This is a genomic window from Bartonella sp. W8151, from assembly GCF_016100385.1.
Lineage (GTDB): Bacteria > Pseudomonadota > Alphaproteobacteria > Rhizobiales > Rhizobiaceae > Bartonella > Bartonella apis.
In genome coordinates this window covers 197,900-213,695 of the sequence record NZ_JACFSO010000003.1, presented here as the reverse complement: position 1 = coordinate 213,695, position 15,796 = coordinate 197,900, and the positions used below count along the sequence as shown (strand labels likewise).

The 15,796-nt window shown below is 45.0% G+C and carries 10 protein-coding genes and 1 pseudogene; 4 read left to right on the top strand and 7 right to left on the bottom strand.

What is annotated here, in order from left to right; translation table 11 throughout:
* Positions 1-165 precede the first annotated feature (165 nt).
* Positions 166-1,479 carry a reverse transcriptase domain-containing protein gene (locus H3V14_RS06345; RefSeq protein ID WP_198227390.1) on the top strand — a complete coding sequence of 438 codons (1,314 nt, stop codon included), beginning with the start codon at positions 166-168 and terminating at the stop codon, positions 1,477-1,479.
* A gap of 122 nt (positions 1,480-1,601) precedes the next feature.
* On the opposite strand, the gene guaA is transcribed toward H3V14_RS06345, so the two are convergent.
* The 7 genes and pseudogenes from guaA to omp10 form a co-directional block, all read right to left on the bottom strand.
* Entirely contained in the window at positions 1,602-3,161 is a 1,560-nt protein-coding gene (guaA, locus tag H3V14_RS06340) for a glutamine-hydrolyzing GMP synthase (protein WP_198227388.1), read from the bottom strand.
* Between the two features lie 122 nt (positions 3,162-3,283).
* Complete coding sequence (locus H3V14_RS06335; RefSeq protein ID WP_198227386.1) at positions 3,284-3,907, bottom strand: 5'-methylthioadenosine/S-adenosylhomocysteine nucleosidase; 624 nt, start codon at positions 3,905-3,907, stop codon at positions 3,284-3,286.
* A gap of 5 nt (positions 3,908-3,912) precedes the next feature.
* Positions 3,913-5,196 carry an RsmB/NOP family class I SAM-dependent RNA methyltransferase gene (locus H3V14_RS06330; protein WP_198227384.1) on the bottom strand — a complete coding sequence of 428 codons (1,284 nt, stop codon included), beginning with the start codon at positions 5,194-5,196 and terminating at the stop codon, positions 3,913-3,915.
* A gap of 264 nt (positions 5,197-5,460) precedes the next feature.
* The gene (locus tag H3V14_RS06325) at positions 5,461-5,916 is read right to left on the bottom strand and encodes an NfeD family protein (protein WP_198227382.1); all 456 of its coding nucleotides are present in this window, start codon (positions 5,914-5,916) and stop codon (positions 5,461-5,463) included.
* A 198-nt stretch (positions 5,917-6,114) separates the two neighbouring features.
* Positions 6,115-7,035 (bottom strand): annotated as a pseudogene (locus H3V14_RS06320) (SPFH domain-containing protein); the annotation flags it as partial.
* Positions 7,036-7,177: 142 nt separating this feature from the next.
* Positions 7,178-8,173 carry a ferrochelatase gene (hemH, locus tag H3V14_RS06315; RefSeq protein ID WP_198227380.1) on the bottom strand — a complete coding sequence of 332 codons (996 nt, stop codon included), beginning with the start codon at positions 8,171-8,173 and terminating at the stop codon, positions 7,178-7,180.
* 33 nt (positions 8,174-8,206) lie between these two features.
* Positions 8,207-8,581: an outer membrane lipoprotein Omp10 gene (omp10, locus tag H3V14_RS06310; protein WP_075870232.1), complete on the bottom strand. Its 375-nt coding sequence runs from the start codon at positions 8,579-8,581 to the stop codon at positions 8,207-8,209.
* Between the two features lie 265 nt (positions 8,582-8,846).
* Here omp10 and H3V14_RS06305 point away from each other — a divergent pair, with 265 nt between their 5' ends.
* The 3 genes from H3V14_RS06305 (at position 8,847) to H3V14_RS06295 (ending at position 15,454) form a co-directional block, all read left to right on the top strand.
* Entirely contained in the window at positions 8,847-10,250 is a 1,404-nt protein-coding gene (locus tag H3V14_RS06305) for a sigma-54 dependent transcriptional regulator (RefSeq protein ID WP_075870438.1), read from the top strand.
* 1,028 nt (positions 10,251-11,278) lie between these two features.
* A complete protein-coding gene (locus tag H3V14_RS06300; RefSeq protein WP_198227378.1) occupies positions 11,279-12,826 on the top strand; it encodes a DUF882 domain-containing protein in 1,548 nt (515 codons plus the stop codon).
* Positions 12,827-12,967: 141 nt separating this feature from the next.
* Positions 12,968-15,454 carry a heavy metal translocating P-type ATPase gene (locus H3V14_RS06295; protein ID WP_198227376.1) on the top strand — a complete coding sequence of 829 codons (2,487 nt, stop codon included), beginning with the start codon at positions 12,968-12,970 and terminating at the stop codon, positions 15,452-15,454.
* Positions 15,455-15,796 lie beyond the last annotated feature (342 nt).

The window sequence follows — 15,796 nt, the reverse complement described above, 5'->3', positions numbered from 1 at the left end:
TCACGTTGTGACCATGAATATAAACTTTCAGGTTACACTTCATGTTGAACACGCCAAGGTTGCTTGTGCTGCCTCGGTGTCTTGCTGCTCGGTATTTCCGTGCTCATTAGACGATGTGTTGCTTCAATGATCGGGTGAGTATGTAAGGGAGAGCTCGATTTGAGAATGAAAACCTCACTTTATAACGAAGTTCGTTCTGAAAGTAATATGTTTTCTGCATGGCGACATGTTAAAGAGAGTGCGCTTCGCTCAAGCAATCATGATATTCAGGCAGAAGCGATCAATTTTGAAACTGACCACCAGAGATATTTAAAGACCATTATCACCCAACTGAGACAAAAAAAATTTAAATTCGACCCTGTTAAAGGCGTTTTGAAAGACAAACGTAAAAGACAAAGAGAAGGAAAAGATCCGCGCCCGATAGCTATTGGAAGTATCAAAAATAGGGTGGTTGCTCGCGCAATTTTACAAGTTCTCCAACCACGCAACTCGGCGTTGACTAAAAATAGTTCTACAGCGATACAAGATGTCCGATTAGGCAAGATAAACAAAATAAATAATTCTCTTTATGGTGTTGGTGGTCTACTCTCCCCGTATGGTGGTGTCCGCCCTGCAATTAATTTAATAAATGATGCGATTAAAAACGGATGTGAGTATTTCTATAAATCAGATATAAAAGCATTTTTCACAAAAATTCCTGTCGATACAGTTGTTAATATCGTAAGAACAGAAACAAACGATATCGAACTATCTGAATTATTCAAAAAAGCACTCAGTGTTGAACTAAGCAACGAAAAAGAATTAAATTCTTACACTTCCCTTTTTCCTCACAATGGGATTGGTGTAGCGCAGGGTTCTTCTTTATCCGCGTTTGCAGGAAATGTTTTATTATATGATTTTGATCATGAAATAAATAAAATGAATGTTACTTGTGTGAGATACATTGACGATATATTAATGGTTTCCAAAAATGAATCTGACCTACTCAAAGCATTTTCATATGCCAAATCACAACTTGTTAATCTTGGATTCGATTTATACGAACCTGACAAAAATAATAATAAAGCCGAAACTGGAAAATGTTCTAACGGCATTAACTTTCTCGGTTGTACATTGCAAAAAAACCGATGTGTTCCTAGCGCTCAATCTATCAAAAACTTAAAAAAAGAAGTAAGAGAAATATTTTATATATCGTTAAAACACATACGTGAATATCTACAAAAGGATACTGACTTAAATAAATTCTATACTAAATCTTATGTCGTAGATAAAATAGGAAAAAAATATTACGGTTGGGTGAAGTCTTTTAGTTTTTGCACAGAAAAAAACATATTTACTCAATTAGACGATTTTATGAGCGAAAATCTTACTCAGTATCATTACAAAATAGAACGATATTTAATAAACGCGTCAAAATTTAAAAGGATGATTGTATTCGGCATTCCATCAGGTGAATATTTATATGAACCGAAAAAATAAATTGCAAATATTTTTTCTTTATTCCCAAACATATAACATTTTTAATGTCGTTGATTTAACATGCCATTGAGGAAACCTGTTCTTCAATGGCATTTACAATATTCTCGAATATTCGGTTTATTTTATTCCCACTCGATGGTTCCCGGTGGTTTGGACGTAATATCATAGACGACGCGATTGATGCCGCGCACCTCGTTAATAATGCGGTTTGCAGCTTGTGCCAGAAAATCCATATCGTAATGATAAAAATCGGCTGTCATTCCGTCGACCGAGGTCACAGCTCTTAGTGCGCAAACATATTCATATGTTCGCCCGTCACCCATGACACCCACCGTTTGTACCGGAAGGAGAACAGCAAAAGCTTGCCAGATTTTATCATAAAGGCCGGCTTTGCGAATTTCATCAAGATAAACGGCATCCGCCTCACGCAAAATATCGAGTTTTTCTCTGGTCACTCCACCGGGGCAACGAATAGCAAGGCCGGGACCAGGGAAAGGATGACGCCCGATAAATTTTTCCGGCAAGCCAAGCTCACGTCCTAACGCGCGAACTTCATCTTTGAAAAGTTCGCGTAACGGTTCAACCAGTTTCATATTCATGCGTTCCGGCAAACCGCCAACATTGTGGTGACTTTTGATGGTAACCGAGGGACCACCTGAAAATGACACGCTCTCGATTACATCCGGATAAAGTGTACCCTGTGCTAAAAATTCTGCACCACCAAGCTTTTTGGCTTCTTTTTCAAAAACTTCGATAAACAGGCGGCCGATAATCTTGCGCTTCTTTTCGGGGTCGCTCACCCCTTCAAGCGCATTGATAAAAAGATCGGATGCGTCAACATGAACAAGCGGAATATTATAGGTCTCGCGAAACATCGAGACGACCTCTTCAGCTTCATTTTTGCGCATCAAACCATGATCGACAAAAATGCATGTCAACTGATTGCCGATGGCTTCATGAATAAGCACCGCCGCAACGGACGAATCAACGCCGCCTGAAAGGCCGCAGATAACGCGCCCCTTCCCTACCTGCCGGCGAATGGCAGATATGGCCTGTTCGCGATAGGTTTTCATCGACCAATCGCCTTTGATACCGGCGATATTGTGGACAAAATTTTGCAAAAGACGGGCGCCATCCAAGGTATGAACAACTTCCGGATGGAATTGCACGGCATAAAAATGGCGTTTTTCATCAGAAATCGCAGCAAAAGGCGCACCTTTAGAGGTGCCGATAACCTTGAAGCCTTCCGGCAAGGCGGTGACCCTGTCACCATGGCTCATCCAGACCTGATGATGGGTTCCTTTTTTCCATATGCCTTGAAAGAGAGCGCTATCTGCTTCAACGGTAAGATCTGCACGCCCGAACTCGCGTTCATGCCCTGCTTCGACTTTGCCGCCAAGTTGCGCGCACATTGTCTGTTCGCCATAACAGATACCAAGAACAGGAATTCCCGCATCGAATATTTCTTGGGGTGCTCTGGGCGAGCCTATATCAACGGTCGAATGGGGCGAACCGGAAAGAATAACCGCTTTCGGCTGGATACGCTTGAAAGCTTCTGCCGCAGACTGGAACGGAACGATTTCGGAATAGACACCGGCTTCACGCACACGGCGTGCAATAAGCTGGGTTACTTGCGAACCGAAATCTATAATCAGAATTGTGTCGGGATGTGTTGTGCTCATAAAAAGCCTTTAAAGAGTCTTTTAAAGAAATGCAATCGGGTGTCACACAAGAAAACAGGTTTTTAAACCGTAAAGCTTGCGAAATAATGGCTTGTTATTTTGATAGCCCGTCAATTTCATTTTTACGGTTTTTCCAGCACCTTATTGAGCAGCTTCAGCGCATTTGCCAGTTTTTCATCAACAATATGCAAATATTGGCGCCAATCCATTGCATGCTCCAGCTCCTTTTGACCATCGGATATACCGCGCAATCCGAACAAAGGAACATCGAATGTCTGGCAGCTTCGCAACACGGCATAGGTTTCCATATCTACCATATCGGTTTTTATATTTTTATAGCCATCACCCGAGACTACGTTGCCGCCGGTCGATAAGCTTGCAGACGGGAAATCGGGTATGAGTGTGGGCATGTCTAGAGTCGCGGGCAGATCAAGAAAAGGGGTGACCCCCTTTTCAACACCCAGTACTGTCGCATCCATATCGCGCCAGCTCACAGACGACACCTGATAAACTTCTGTTTGTTTAAGCTTTTGTGAGCCACTTGAACCGAGAGAGACAACAAGATCGGGCAAGCGGTTCCCGTTTTTCATAGAACTTAAAATTTTTGTTGTATGGATGGCAGCCTCAATTGGCCCCACGCCGATAATGTGCGGTTTAATGAGCTTTTTGAGGTGCTCGCCATATTCGAGTTCGGTTGCCATCAAAAAAAGAACCGATTTTTCACCCCACATGCTTGACCTCGTCATTATATTTAACGTTTTTCAAGAACCGATATAAAAAAGCCGTCTGTATCTGTACTTGCCGGAGATAAAACCAGCCCATGTGCAGGAAAAACCGGTTTTGGTGCATCTTTCCCAAAATGTTGCTTCCACAAATTTTTCATGTCGATTTCTTTAAATTGCGAATTCTCGGCAAGAAAAGCCGTTATCTGTTTGTCATTTTCGGAAGAAAGAAGCGAGCATGTAATGTAAACGAGGTGACCGCCAACTTTAAGATAAGGCAAAGTTGCATTCAAAACGGTTTTCTGTTCTGCAATACGGCGTTCAAGCTGGCCGTCTGTCAAGCGCCATTTGGCATCCGGACGGCGGCGCCATGTTCCCGTACCCGTGCAAGGTGCATCAAGCAGCACAATATCCATTTGCCCTTTTAATGCGTCAAGTTCACTTATATTGACGTGCGGTTGAACATTGCGCACACCGGAGCGGCGAAGACGTTCAAAAATTGGAGCAAGGCGGGCTTTTTCCGCGTCATAACAGTGAATTTGACCACGGTTTTCCATATCCGCCGCCATAGCCAATGTTTTTCCACCAGCGCCGGCACAATAATCAAGCACTTGCATGCCGGCTTTTGCTCCGGCAAGTCTTGCCACGATTTGCGATCCCATATCCTGCACTTCAAAATAGCCTTTTTGGAAGGGCGGCTCTGCCTGTACATTGGGGTGCCGTTTCAATTTCTCGATCGATGGAATGCGTAAAGCACTGTCGAACCATGAGACCGGTTTGGCACCTGTTCCCGCCAGTTCACGCACAATCTTTTCGGGTTTTGCCTTCAAGCGGTTCACTCGTAAATCAAGTGGTGGGCGTTTTGCCAATGCGACAGCTTCGTCAAGCCAATGGGAGCCGAAAATATCCTGAAATAAAGGAACACACCATTGCGGCAGGTTTCCCCGAATATAATCGGGTGCTTCGTTAATATTTTTTGTGAACCACGCATTGTGGTGGTGTTCACTCAATGGTTCCGGTGCAAAACGGTCACCTTCCAGAGCATGATCAAGTTCTTCCAGCGAAAGTCCGCCATCTTCCAACAGTGCACCGAATGCCGTGTCATGAGGATCATCGCTATCCATACGCCATTCAAGCAAATAGCGTTCCCGCAAGGCGTCATAAACAATATTGCCGATTGCAGCCCTATCACCAGCGCCGGCAAATCTATGTGAAAGCCCCCAATCTTTAAGTGCTTCCGCAGCCGGACGCCGACGCGATTTGATATCCTGCAATACTTCAATTGCCGCCTGAAGGCGCCCACCCAGTCGCATAGTTTTTTCAATTCCTGCTTGATGTTCCAGCACAGGGAATAAACGAATTTATTGAAAAGGAAAACCGTTCATGAAAAAAAAGATGATGTTGATAGCTTTATTTATATCACACGTTAGAAAAATGGAATCCGGCAGTTTTGTGAAATAGAAAAATAGCAGGGCTTGAACAGTCGAGACTTAAGCACACAAAAAATGTCCAACATTGATAAGGATTTTTCCAACGGAATACGTTGAAAAATTGCGCGATCATAGGGTGCCTTGAATTCAGGCCTTTTCAATAGTGAAAACACCGTTTTCGAAGGCAACGACTTTGACTTCAGTGCTTTCAGGAAGATCAGGCCCTTTGATACGCCATATCGTGTCATCTATGCGTATGCGCCCTTTGCCATCCTGAACAGGTTCCTCAAGAACAACTATTTTTCCGATAATCTGGTCCGTTCTCCTATTTAATAACGGCTCGTCCGTTTCACGGTCGCGGCGAAAAAAATTACGACCGATCAACACCATGATGATGGAAAATATCAGGAAAAAAATGACTTCAACTTCCCAGAAAGCGATCCATGGCAAGTTATAAAAAAGCAAAGAAACAAGTGCCGTTAAAAGAGCCCCGAGACCGAACCAAACGAAAAATACGCCCGGAAAAACGAGTTCAAGAAGGAGCAGGATAAATCCTAACACAACCCAGTTCCATGCTCCCAAGGTCATCAATAAATCAAACATCCCTGTTCTTTCTGAACGTTAGCTTTTACCTCTGATTATCTAGAGCCTTCCAGCTTGTTTAAAAATTCAACCGTTTACAAACGGTCAAGCTCCTGAGGGATTTACCATATTCCGACTGCTCATAACCGCTTGTTAAAGCTGCATATAACAACCACGAGAGAAACATCGTCTCCGGTTCTGCTTGCAACTTTATTTTTTCTGTTGTGAGGAACCGAAAACTTCTTTTGCAATGGCACCGATGCCACCAAGAGAGCCGATAAGCGATGAAGCTTCCATTGGCATCAAAACCACCTTCTGGTTATTGGCTGTACCAATAGAGGCAAGGGCATCGGTATATTTTTGCGCAACAAAATAATTGATTGCCTGAACATTTCCCTTCGCAATGGCTTCGGACAAAACCAATGTTGCTTTTGCCTCTGCTTCTGCCAGACGCTCACGCGCTTCTGCCTGCCGATAGGCGGCTTCCCGCTTTCCCTCTGCTTCCAGAATCTGTGCCTGTTTGAAACCTTCCGCCCGCAAAATATTGGCATTGCGATCGCCTTCGGCTTCGAGAACTTGCGCACGCTTGTCGCGTTCAGCCTTCATCTGCCGGCCCATAGCGTCGACCAGATCACGCGGCGGCTGGATATCTTTTATTTCAATTCGGGTCATCTTCAAGCCCCATGGATGGGCTGCTTCATCAACCACATGCAAAAGCTTTTCATTGATCGTATTGCGGTTCGATAAAAGCTCATCAAGATCCATTGAACCGACAACAGTACGAATATTCGTCATGTTGAGGTTTAGCACCGCATAATTCAAATCCGATACCTGATAGGCAGATTGGGCAGCATTCAGCACCTGAAAAAATGCTACTGCATCAACCGAAACAGTTGCATTATCGCGCGTAATCACTTCCTGAGTGGGAATATCAAGCACTTGCTCTTTCATATTGACACGTGCACCAACGCGGTCAAAAAACGGAACGATCAGATTAAGTCCCGGCATCAAGGTTTTTGTATAACGGCCGAAACGTTCGATTGTATATTGATAGCCTTGGGGAACCTGTTTAATTCCGGCAAACAATGTTGCAACAACCAACAAGACCAACAACAGTAAAGCGATATTAAAACCGACCACATTCCTCTCCTTGGGTAAATCTTAAGAACAGTGGCGGTATCGTTGCAGTTTTACCTGATCAAGGAAAGCTGCAAACAGCAGTGCTAGCCAGCTTTCCCCCGTTTAATGATCAATGCAAGTGTTTCAAAATGTCAGCAATACTTCAAATCCATCCCTGAAGTTCTCTTCGTATAAGATGGGCAATGACTTTCATGCCGTCTTCACTGTCGTTAAGACAGGGAATATGGACAAAATTCACTCCGCCATTTTCTTTGAATGTCTTTTGCGCTTCATGGCCCATTTCATCGACGGTTTCCAGACAATCAACGACAAATCCCGGATTGAAAACCGCTATCGACTTGACACCTTCTTTTGCCAGTTTTTCAACGGTCGCGGCTGTATAAGGCTGCAACCATTCCTCAGGTCCGAAGCGTGATTGGAATGACATAATGAGCTTGTTTTCGTCCATCCCAAGCCGTTTACGCAAAGCTTCCGTTGTGCGCACACACTCTTCCGGATAGGGATCGCCGCGTTTTGCGTAGGATTGCGGGATGCCGTGATAGGATGCAATGATCTTTTCCGGAATAAATTCAAGTGTCTTCAAGTGCGTTTCGACAGAATGGGCAAGCGCATCAATATAAACCGGATCATCGCTATAGGGCGGAACAGAGCGTATAGCCGGTTGATAACGACGTTTTTCAAGGCTTGCAAAAACCGCGTCGAGCACGGTTGCCGTTGTTGTGGCAGAATATTGGGGGTAAAGCGGGAAAAACAGAACTTTTTCGCACCCCTTCTCGATCATTGAGCCGAGCACTTCATCAATCGAAGGCTTGCCATAGCGCATAGCCCAATAGACGTCGACATTCGGTTCATTAAGAAGTGGACCGAGCTTTTCAGCCTGAGCACGCGTATAAGTGCGCAAAGGCGATTCATTCAATTCATAATTCCAGATACGCTTATAAAGTGCACCAGACTTTTTCGGACGTACGTTGAGAACTATTCCATAAAGAATCGGGTACCATAAAATGCGTGGCCATTCTATTACCCGTCGATCAGACAAAAATTCACGCAAATATTTGCGTACATTTGTCGAATCGGTACCTTCCGGCGTCCCAAGATTAATCAGGAGGACGCCAACTTTACTTTTTTTATTTTCCATTAAATCTCAATCTGTGAGTTCTGTATTACTAGTCTAAATTTTTCTATTAAGCGAGAATTGCGAACCGTTGCTTGATGTACACAAGAGTTGCATCGTGCTGTTCGAAACCGCGCAGTTTACGCGGGAAACTGTGCCGCGGACAATCGAGCGCATTTCGATTTCTACAAGTTGCGGATTGCGGAAGCGGTAATTTCCTTCAGAAAGCTTTTCTTTTGTATCGGAAGAACGAGTCTCGAAAATACCGTTTCTGAACGATGATACGATACCGTTTTTATCAACCCATTGGCCATCTATTCCGGTAGGAATGTTCTGCACCGAAGGGCGCTGACCGTAATTTTGTGAAAGATTGCAAGCTGAAAGGGCAAATGCCATTGCAGTGAGACAAAGAGTGGGCGCAATACGTTTCATCTGGTTTGCTCCAATAAACCGCGACCAAGCGGAAAAACAACAACTGAAAAAAGCTGTAACAACATGTTATGGTTCTATCAATATGTCGGTTTTGATGGAAATCAACGGAAAACCATTTTTTTTGAAAAAAATTCTCTTTTCTGTTGCATGTAATCACCAGATTGATAGTAGTTTTCCGCTTGCGGGGCAAACGAGGTATACCTATGTTTTGCAACCAAACTCCTATCCATGCGTTTTCGTCATCACAAAGGAGATGATGAAAGCAATGATGGGTCCTATACTAGTAGCAGCCGAAGACTATGGTAAACGAGCCAACACTTCTTCCATACTTCGCGCTCTCGGTTATCGTGTAATTGAAGCGGAAAACGGACTGCGCACACTTGATCTGTTGCGCAGACGCCGTAACATTTCATTTGCATTGGTCGATTTGATGATGAGTGACCTTGGCGGAACCGATCTCATTTCTACAATTCGGGTTACCGGATTTGCCGCACCACTCGTTGTTATGTCGGATGTCGAGAATGAAGAGCTTCTTCAGAAAAGTCTGAAAGCTGGCGCTGTCGATTATCTCGTTTATCCGATTACATCGCTCAGACTCAGCGTGACACTGGGCAATCTGTCGATCAACAATACCTATGAACGCGAAGTGCATTACATTCGTCGCCAGCAGGAAAACCATTTGCGTTTTTCCGATCTTTACGCAAACAGTGAAGCGATGAAAGAGCCTTTCGAGCAGGCAAAGCAAGCTGCTTTGTCAACCAAAAATCTTCTGATTGAAGGTGAAAAGGGAACCGGAAGAGAAACACTTGCCCGCGTTATTCACCATGAAAGTCCTTATGCAACGGGCAAATTTGTTCGCATCCAATGCGTGCCGATTTCCGACCCTGCGCAAGATAGTAAAAAGTGGGAGACAAAAATTCTGCCACACATCCATTCGATTGATCACGGGACAATTTGTCTTTGCGAAATTGACCGTCTGGAAATCAATCAGCAGAAACGGTGGATCGATTTCCTGAAAAAACGCAAGGAAGCGGAAAAAGACAGCGAACCCAAGTTCCGTCTGACGGTTATTTCGACGTCCCGTCTGCAAGGGTTGGTGGAAGACGGTCTGTTTTTGAAGGAGTTTTATGATCTCTTGCGAGAGTGTCACGTTATCGTGCCCCCCCTTCGTGAGCGGCGTGATGATTTTTCCGATATTGCCCAGCGCGCTATCGAACATATTGTTGTTGAAAGTGGTCAACCGCATGTGCATGGCGTGGCAGGTTCGGCATTGTCACTTTTGCTGCAACATGACTGGCCGGGAAATGTTGGTGAGCTGGAGAATGTGCTCTTTCGCGCGGTCCTGTTAAGTCAGGGGCCGTTATTGACAATCCGTGATTTTCCGCAACTTACGGGAAATCAGGTTACGGATTTCAGAAGTAATGTGCCAATTGATACAGCCGAAAAAAATAGCCGTTATAGTATTCAGCTTATTGATGATAACGGGCAAATCCGTGCTTATAACGAACTCGAACGCGAGATTATAGAACGCACAGTTCACCATTATCGTGGTCGGATGAGTGAGGCAGCCCGGCGTCTCGGCATTGGTCGTTCAACTCTTTATCGGAAACTCGACGAATACCACGCCGAGAACCAGAAGGAGTCGGAAGCACTGCGTCGCGCCAGCTGAACGGGGCACGAAAGTCGAGCTGATCTCTAGATCCTACGACTTCACTTATAATCTATCTGTATGGCGGCAGTTGATCGACTGTCGCCATATTTTTTCTGTCCAGTTGTCGGAATGAAAAGCCAATAGATATCTCTATCCGGTTCAAACTAAGTATTAAGTAGAGAAAGTTGCAGGCTTTTGCCCCCACATGAGAAATAAACTGTTTTTCTGACAAACGAAGCAGTTCGCCAGTTCCGTAGTTCTTTCATTGACTGAAAAAAAGAAATGCATTCTGCATTCAACGAGCAAAATAAATTTTGAAGAAAGTCTACACGGCCTTTTAATTGATAGTCGGCCTCAATTTCTCATTTGATTGCTGGATGCCGATTTTTATCGCGAATATAAAAAACATAGGTAATCCAGCTGATCGGATCATTTTTTAACAATGAAGAAAGCCTGAAGAATTTAAAAAGTCGAAATTCGGAAAATATAAAATCGGATGGTCTGAAATTTCTCATTCATCCATTTTTTATCATCTGCAAAATTCCAACCCCCTTTTACTCACGGCGCGTAGTGTTTGGCTTTTTTTTAAGAAAAATTCGTTTTGACCACGAAATTCTCCTGCTATTAGCTAACCGGATAAAAGACAATGAAGCTTTATCCGAATTCTTTTGAAAATTCTTCGCCCTGTCAAAAACAAGTCTGGCAACATGTGCAAGACTTGTTTTCAGCCTATTCAATCCCAATATTCAACTTGAAGCGGCAAGATGCTGCGCAGGAATATGTCAATAAAAAGAAAAAATTAACCATCGTAACAAAATGTTACTGAATTTTTGATATTTGTTCTCTTCTGTGGCATTTTTGCCATGGTATAGTCGTATTTGATCAGCATCATTGTTTGCTGGGTCACATATAAAGCTGCTGTTAACCATTCTGGGTTAGGCTTTACTAACTATAAGCCGATTTCAGATGGTCGGGGAGCGAGTTAATTAAACACCACGTTTTTGATTATCGCGTCTCATCCGCGGGTAACAGGGCAGGTTTTACGAATGGTGGTTGACGGTTTGAAAAATTCATTTTGGACATTTCGTCGTTTGTCATTGGCCTTTATGGCAATGGGTACAGCTTTGTCCTTTATGTTGGCACCGGTAGCAGCAAAGGCTGAAACTAGGTCTTTGAAACTCTATTACGTCCATACAGGTGAAAAAGCCGAAATCGTTTTCAAACGTGATGGCAAATATGATCCGGCCGGTTTGAAGCGGCTGAACGTTTTCTTGCGCGATTGGCGTCGTAACGAGCCAACAAATATGGATCCACGTCTGTTCGACCTTATCTGGTCTGTCTACCGCACCAGCGGATCGCGCGAATACATCAATGTCGTATCAGCATACCGTTCACCGGCTACCAACAATATGTTGCGTTCTCGCTCGCCCGATAGTGGCGTTGCCAAAAACAGCCAGCATACACTTGGCCATGCAATGGATTTCTATCTACCTGATGTCAATCTTGCCAAATTGCGTGCTATCGGTTTAAAACAGCAAGTTGGCGGCGTCGGCTATTATCCTCGTTCAGGCTCGCCTTTTGTCCATATGGATGTGGGCAATGTTCGCCATTGGCCACGTATGAGCCGCAGCGAATTGATGGCTTTGTTCCCCGATGGAAAAACCATGTATATCCCGAGCGATGGCAAACCGCTTGCCGGCTACGACCAGGCAAAGGCCGAATGGCTCGCCCGTCGCGGTGCACCGGTTGTCTATGCCAGTGCAACAACCTCAACACAAAAACATGGGTTTTTCAGTTCTCTGTTCGGACGTAAAAACTCCGACGAACAAGTTCCTTCTCAACCGTCAAGAGTACAACCTAAGGCTCCGGCTGTAGCAGAGGAACCACAAACAACAGTCGTTTCGTTACCTAAAAAAGATGCTCCGCTTCCTGAATCTTCACCATTGCGAGCCAATGGTTTGAAACCGGCGCCCGAGGAAGAAAAGACAAACGAAGCACCGGTTATGGCCTATGCCAATGTGCCTGTACCGACGTTCAAGCCTGATGAAGGTGAGGAAGAGGAAGGCGCTGTCAAGGTTGCAAATATTCCTTTACCCGAAGCAAGACCTTTGCGTCAGGATGAAGCCGACAAGGTTGCTCTTGCTATTGCCAATAATGGTGCAGGATCGGGTAAACCAACCGATAACGTCCCCGGTGATGATCTGACAGCGCTCATTGAAGCCAACGAGATCATAGCTGTACCGGATGATGATTATGAGGAAGATGATGATTATGCCGATGCCGATGAAGCACAATCACCCGATAAATCTACGGTTGCAGCAGTAGAGACGGAAAAAGCTGCCGAAACACCTAAAACTGCCCCGAAGGTCGATCGTCCGGCGACAGATGACCTCAAAAATATTATTGCTGAAAACAAAGCACCGATTACTGTGAAGGATGCCAGTTCTATTGCTCCTGACGAGGAATTGCGTAAAGTGCCTAATGTGGTCTTTGTCTCCGGTCTTGAGAAAAAGCAGGAAGTCTCCCGGGTTGCAGAACTCAGCGGTCGTGCAATCGACTTCCATGCTGTTGCACGTATCAACGACACATATTGATTTTTCCTCTTCGGTATTTCACACTTTATCAATATGAGCCTTATCCGGTTTTATTCCGGATAAGGCTTTTTCTTTTTCATCTTTTTCTCTTGACCTTCCCATGAGGGTAACCATTATCTCTTGATGTGAAAGGTGCGTTTCATGACAACAACTTCACAAACGGAAGAAAACAGTCAATCTCCGGCAAAAGACAAATTTCATATAGAGCTTGATATTGAAGGGATGACGTGTGCATCTTGTGTTCGCCACGTCGAAAAGGCTTTAAAAAAAGTTGAAGGCGTAGACAATGCTGTCGTCAATCTGGCAACAGAAAAGGCTGACGTTACGAGCCGGAATAAACTTGGCATTGACGAGCTTGTGCATGCTGTCGAAAAAGCCGGCTATGAAGTGGGTTACCAACCGGTTGACCTTGATATTGATGGGATGAGTTGCGCTTCTTGTGTGCGGCGCGTTGAAAAGGCACTTCTTTCTGTAGACGGGGTAAAGAGCGCTGTTGTTAATCTCGCAACAAACCGCGCCCACGTCGAGATGCTCAAAAACGTGACGACAATTGATGCGCTGGAGAAAGCTGTTGCAAAAGCCGGTTATGGTGCAAAGCCGGTCGATAATCGTGAAGAAGTCGACAGACAAGCTGTCGAGGCGCATAAACTTGGCCGCTCTCTGGTTATAGCTCTTATTCTGACCATTCCGGTTTTTGTTCTCGAAATGGGCGGCCATATCATACCGCCCTTCCATCATTTTGTTATGACCACCATCGGCATGTTCCCTTCCCGCCTCGTCGAATTCATTTTGACAACGCTGGTTCTGTTCGGCCCCGGTTGGCGGTTTTTCAAATCCGGCATTCCCAATCTCTTTCGTGCGACTCCGGATATGAACTCGCTTGTTGCTGTCGGCTCATTTGCCGCATGGTCATATTCGACCGTTGCAACCTTTGCCGGTGCTTATATGCCGGAAGGTACTAACAATGTTTATTTCGAGGCAGCGGCCGTTATCGTTACCTTGATCCTGCTTGGCCGTTATCTTGAAGCGGGCGCACGTGGACGCACCAGTGAAGCTATCCGTATGCTTGCCGGTTTGAAACCGAAAACAGCACGCGTTTTAAGAGATAACGAAGAAACAGATGTAGCGCTTAATGATGTTGCTGTCGGCGACATTATTGTGATGCGGCCGGGAGAAAAATTCCCTGTTGACGGTTCTGTCACAAGCGGCAACTCGAATGTTGATGAATCCATGATGACGGGCGAACCTTTGCCCGTTGCCAAAAAAGAAGGCGACAAAGTTTATGGCGGAACTGTCAACGGTAATGGCTCCTTGACATTTCGTGCTGAAAAGATCGGTGGCGATACACTTATTGCACAAATCCAGAAAATGGTCGAAGACGCACAAAGTGCAAAACTACCCATTCAGGCTCTGGTCGATAAGGTAACCGGCTGGTTTGTCCCCGCTGTTTTTGCAGCGGCAATTGTTACGTTTTTTATCTGGTTTTTTGTCGGCCCTGCCCCGCAATTTCCGCATGCTCTTATTGCCGGTGTATCGGTACTCATCATCGCTTGCCCTTGTGCAATGGGGCTTGCAACCCCGACATCCATTATGGTGGGCACAGGTCGGGCAGCCACTCTCGGTATTTTGTTCCGTCGCGGCGATGCGTTACAAGCATTGCGTGATACCGATATTGTTGCTTTTGACAAAACCGGCACACTGACGGTCGGCAAACCGGTATTACATAAAATAATCGCAGCCAAGGGATTTGATGAAAGACAAACATTGGCGGATGTTGCTGCGGTGGAACTACGCTCCGAACACCCGATTGGCGAGGCTTTGAATGAAGCTGCGAAAAAGGCCGGAATAATCCTTTCGACTGTTGAAGAATTCAATTCCAAACCCGGATTTGGTATTTCCGGCAAAGTTAATGGACGGGAAGTCATTATCGGGGCCGACCGTTATATGAACGAGATAAATGTCGATATCTCCGGTTTTGCCAAAGATGCCGCGATTTTCGGCAATGAAGGCATGACGCCCTTTTATGCCGCGATAGACAATAAGGCGGCTGCAATTTTTGCCGTTGAAGATCCCGTCAAACAAAATTCGGCAAAAACAGTTTCCGAACTTCAAAACATGGGCATCGCAACAGCGCTTGTCACAGGCGATAACCGTAACACAGCAAAGACAATCGGCTCAAAACTCGGTATCAGCGAAATCGTCGCTGAAGTGCTTCCGGCAGGAAAAGTGGATGCTGTGAAAAAAATAGGGAAATCCGGGCGACGGGTCGCCTTTGTTGGTGATGGCATCAATGATGCACCGGCACTTGCCGCTGCCGATACCGGCATTGCCATTGGGACCGGTGCCGATGTTGCTATTGAAAGTGCCGATGTTGTTTTAATGTCGGGCGATCCGACAGGCGTGGTCAATGCGATTGCCATTTCAAAAGCAACAATTCGCAACATCAAGCAGAATTTGTTCTGGGCATTCGGTTATAACGTTTTGCTCATTCCTGTTGCTGCCGGAATTTTTTATCCGGTCTGGGGCGTACAATTATCGCCAATGCTATCCGCCGCGGCTATGGCAATTTCAAGTGTCTTTGTGCTTTCCAATGCATTGCGTTTGAAACGCTTCAAACCCCGTTTGTAGGCTAACGGTGTTTTCGCCAATCTTCTTGCAAAATCCGGTCGCTCTTGACCGTTCATCATATCGGATGAAAAGTTTTCAAGCGAATTGGATGATGACGAGAGCATTGACAAGAAGCACTGGGATAGATGCGAATTAAGTCTGTCACTCGCATTCGGTTCGTACAGCCAAAATAATCATGCCGGAATGACGGGTGAAGTTGACACTCACAAAAAATTGTATCACCAAACCACTGTGCATTACCGGAAACGATTTCACGGTGGATAAACAGAAGTGCTTATTCCTTTGGAATAAATTTTCAATCCTTTAAAAAAATTATCGCAAAATACAAAAATCAATCATAAT

Coding starts and splice junctions, on each gene's coding strand:
- H3V14_RS06345 (WP_198227390.1), top strand. CDS start 166: ATGAAAACCTCACTTTATAACGAAGTTCGTTCTGAAAGTAATATGTTT.
- guaA (WP_198227388.1), bottom strand. CDS start 3,161: ATGAGCACAACACATCCCGACACAATTCTGATTATAGATTTCGGTTCG.
- H3V14_RS06335 (WP_198227386.1), bottom strand. CDS start 3,907: ATGACGAGGTCAAGCATGTGGGGTGAAAAATCGGTTCTTTTTTTGATG.
- H3V14_RS06330 (WP_198227384.1), bottom strand. CDS start 5,196: ATGCGACTGGGTGGGCGCCTTCAGGCGGCAATTGAAGTATTGCAGGAT.
- H3V14_RS06325 (WP_198227382.1), bottom strand. CDS start 5,916: ATGTTTGATTTATTGATGACCTTGGGAGCATGGAACTGGGTTGTGTTA.
- hemH (WP_198227380.1), bottom strand. CDS start 8,173: ATGGAAAATAAAAAAAGTAAAGTTGGCGTCCTCCTGATTAATCTTGGG.
- omp10 (WP_075870232.1), bottom strand. CDS start 8,581: ATGAAACGTATTGCGCCCACTCTTTGTCTCACTGCAATGGCATTTGCC.
- H3V14_RS06305 (WP_075870438.1), top strand. CDS start 8,847: ATGATGGGTCCTATACTAGTAGCAGCCGAAGACTATGGTAAACGAGCC.
- H3V14_RS06300 (WP_198227378.1), top strand. CDS start 11,279: ATGGTGGTTGACGGTTTGAAAAATTCATTTTGGACATTTCGTCGTTTG.
- H3V14_RS06295 (WP_198227376.1), top strand. CDS start 12,968: ATGACAACAACTTCACAAACGGAAGAAAACAGTCAATCTCCGGCAAAA.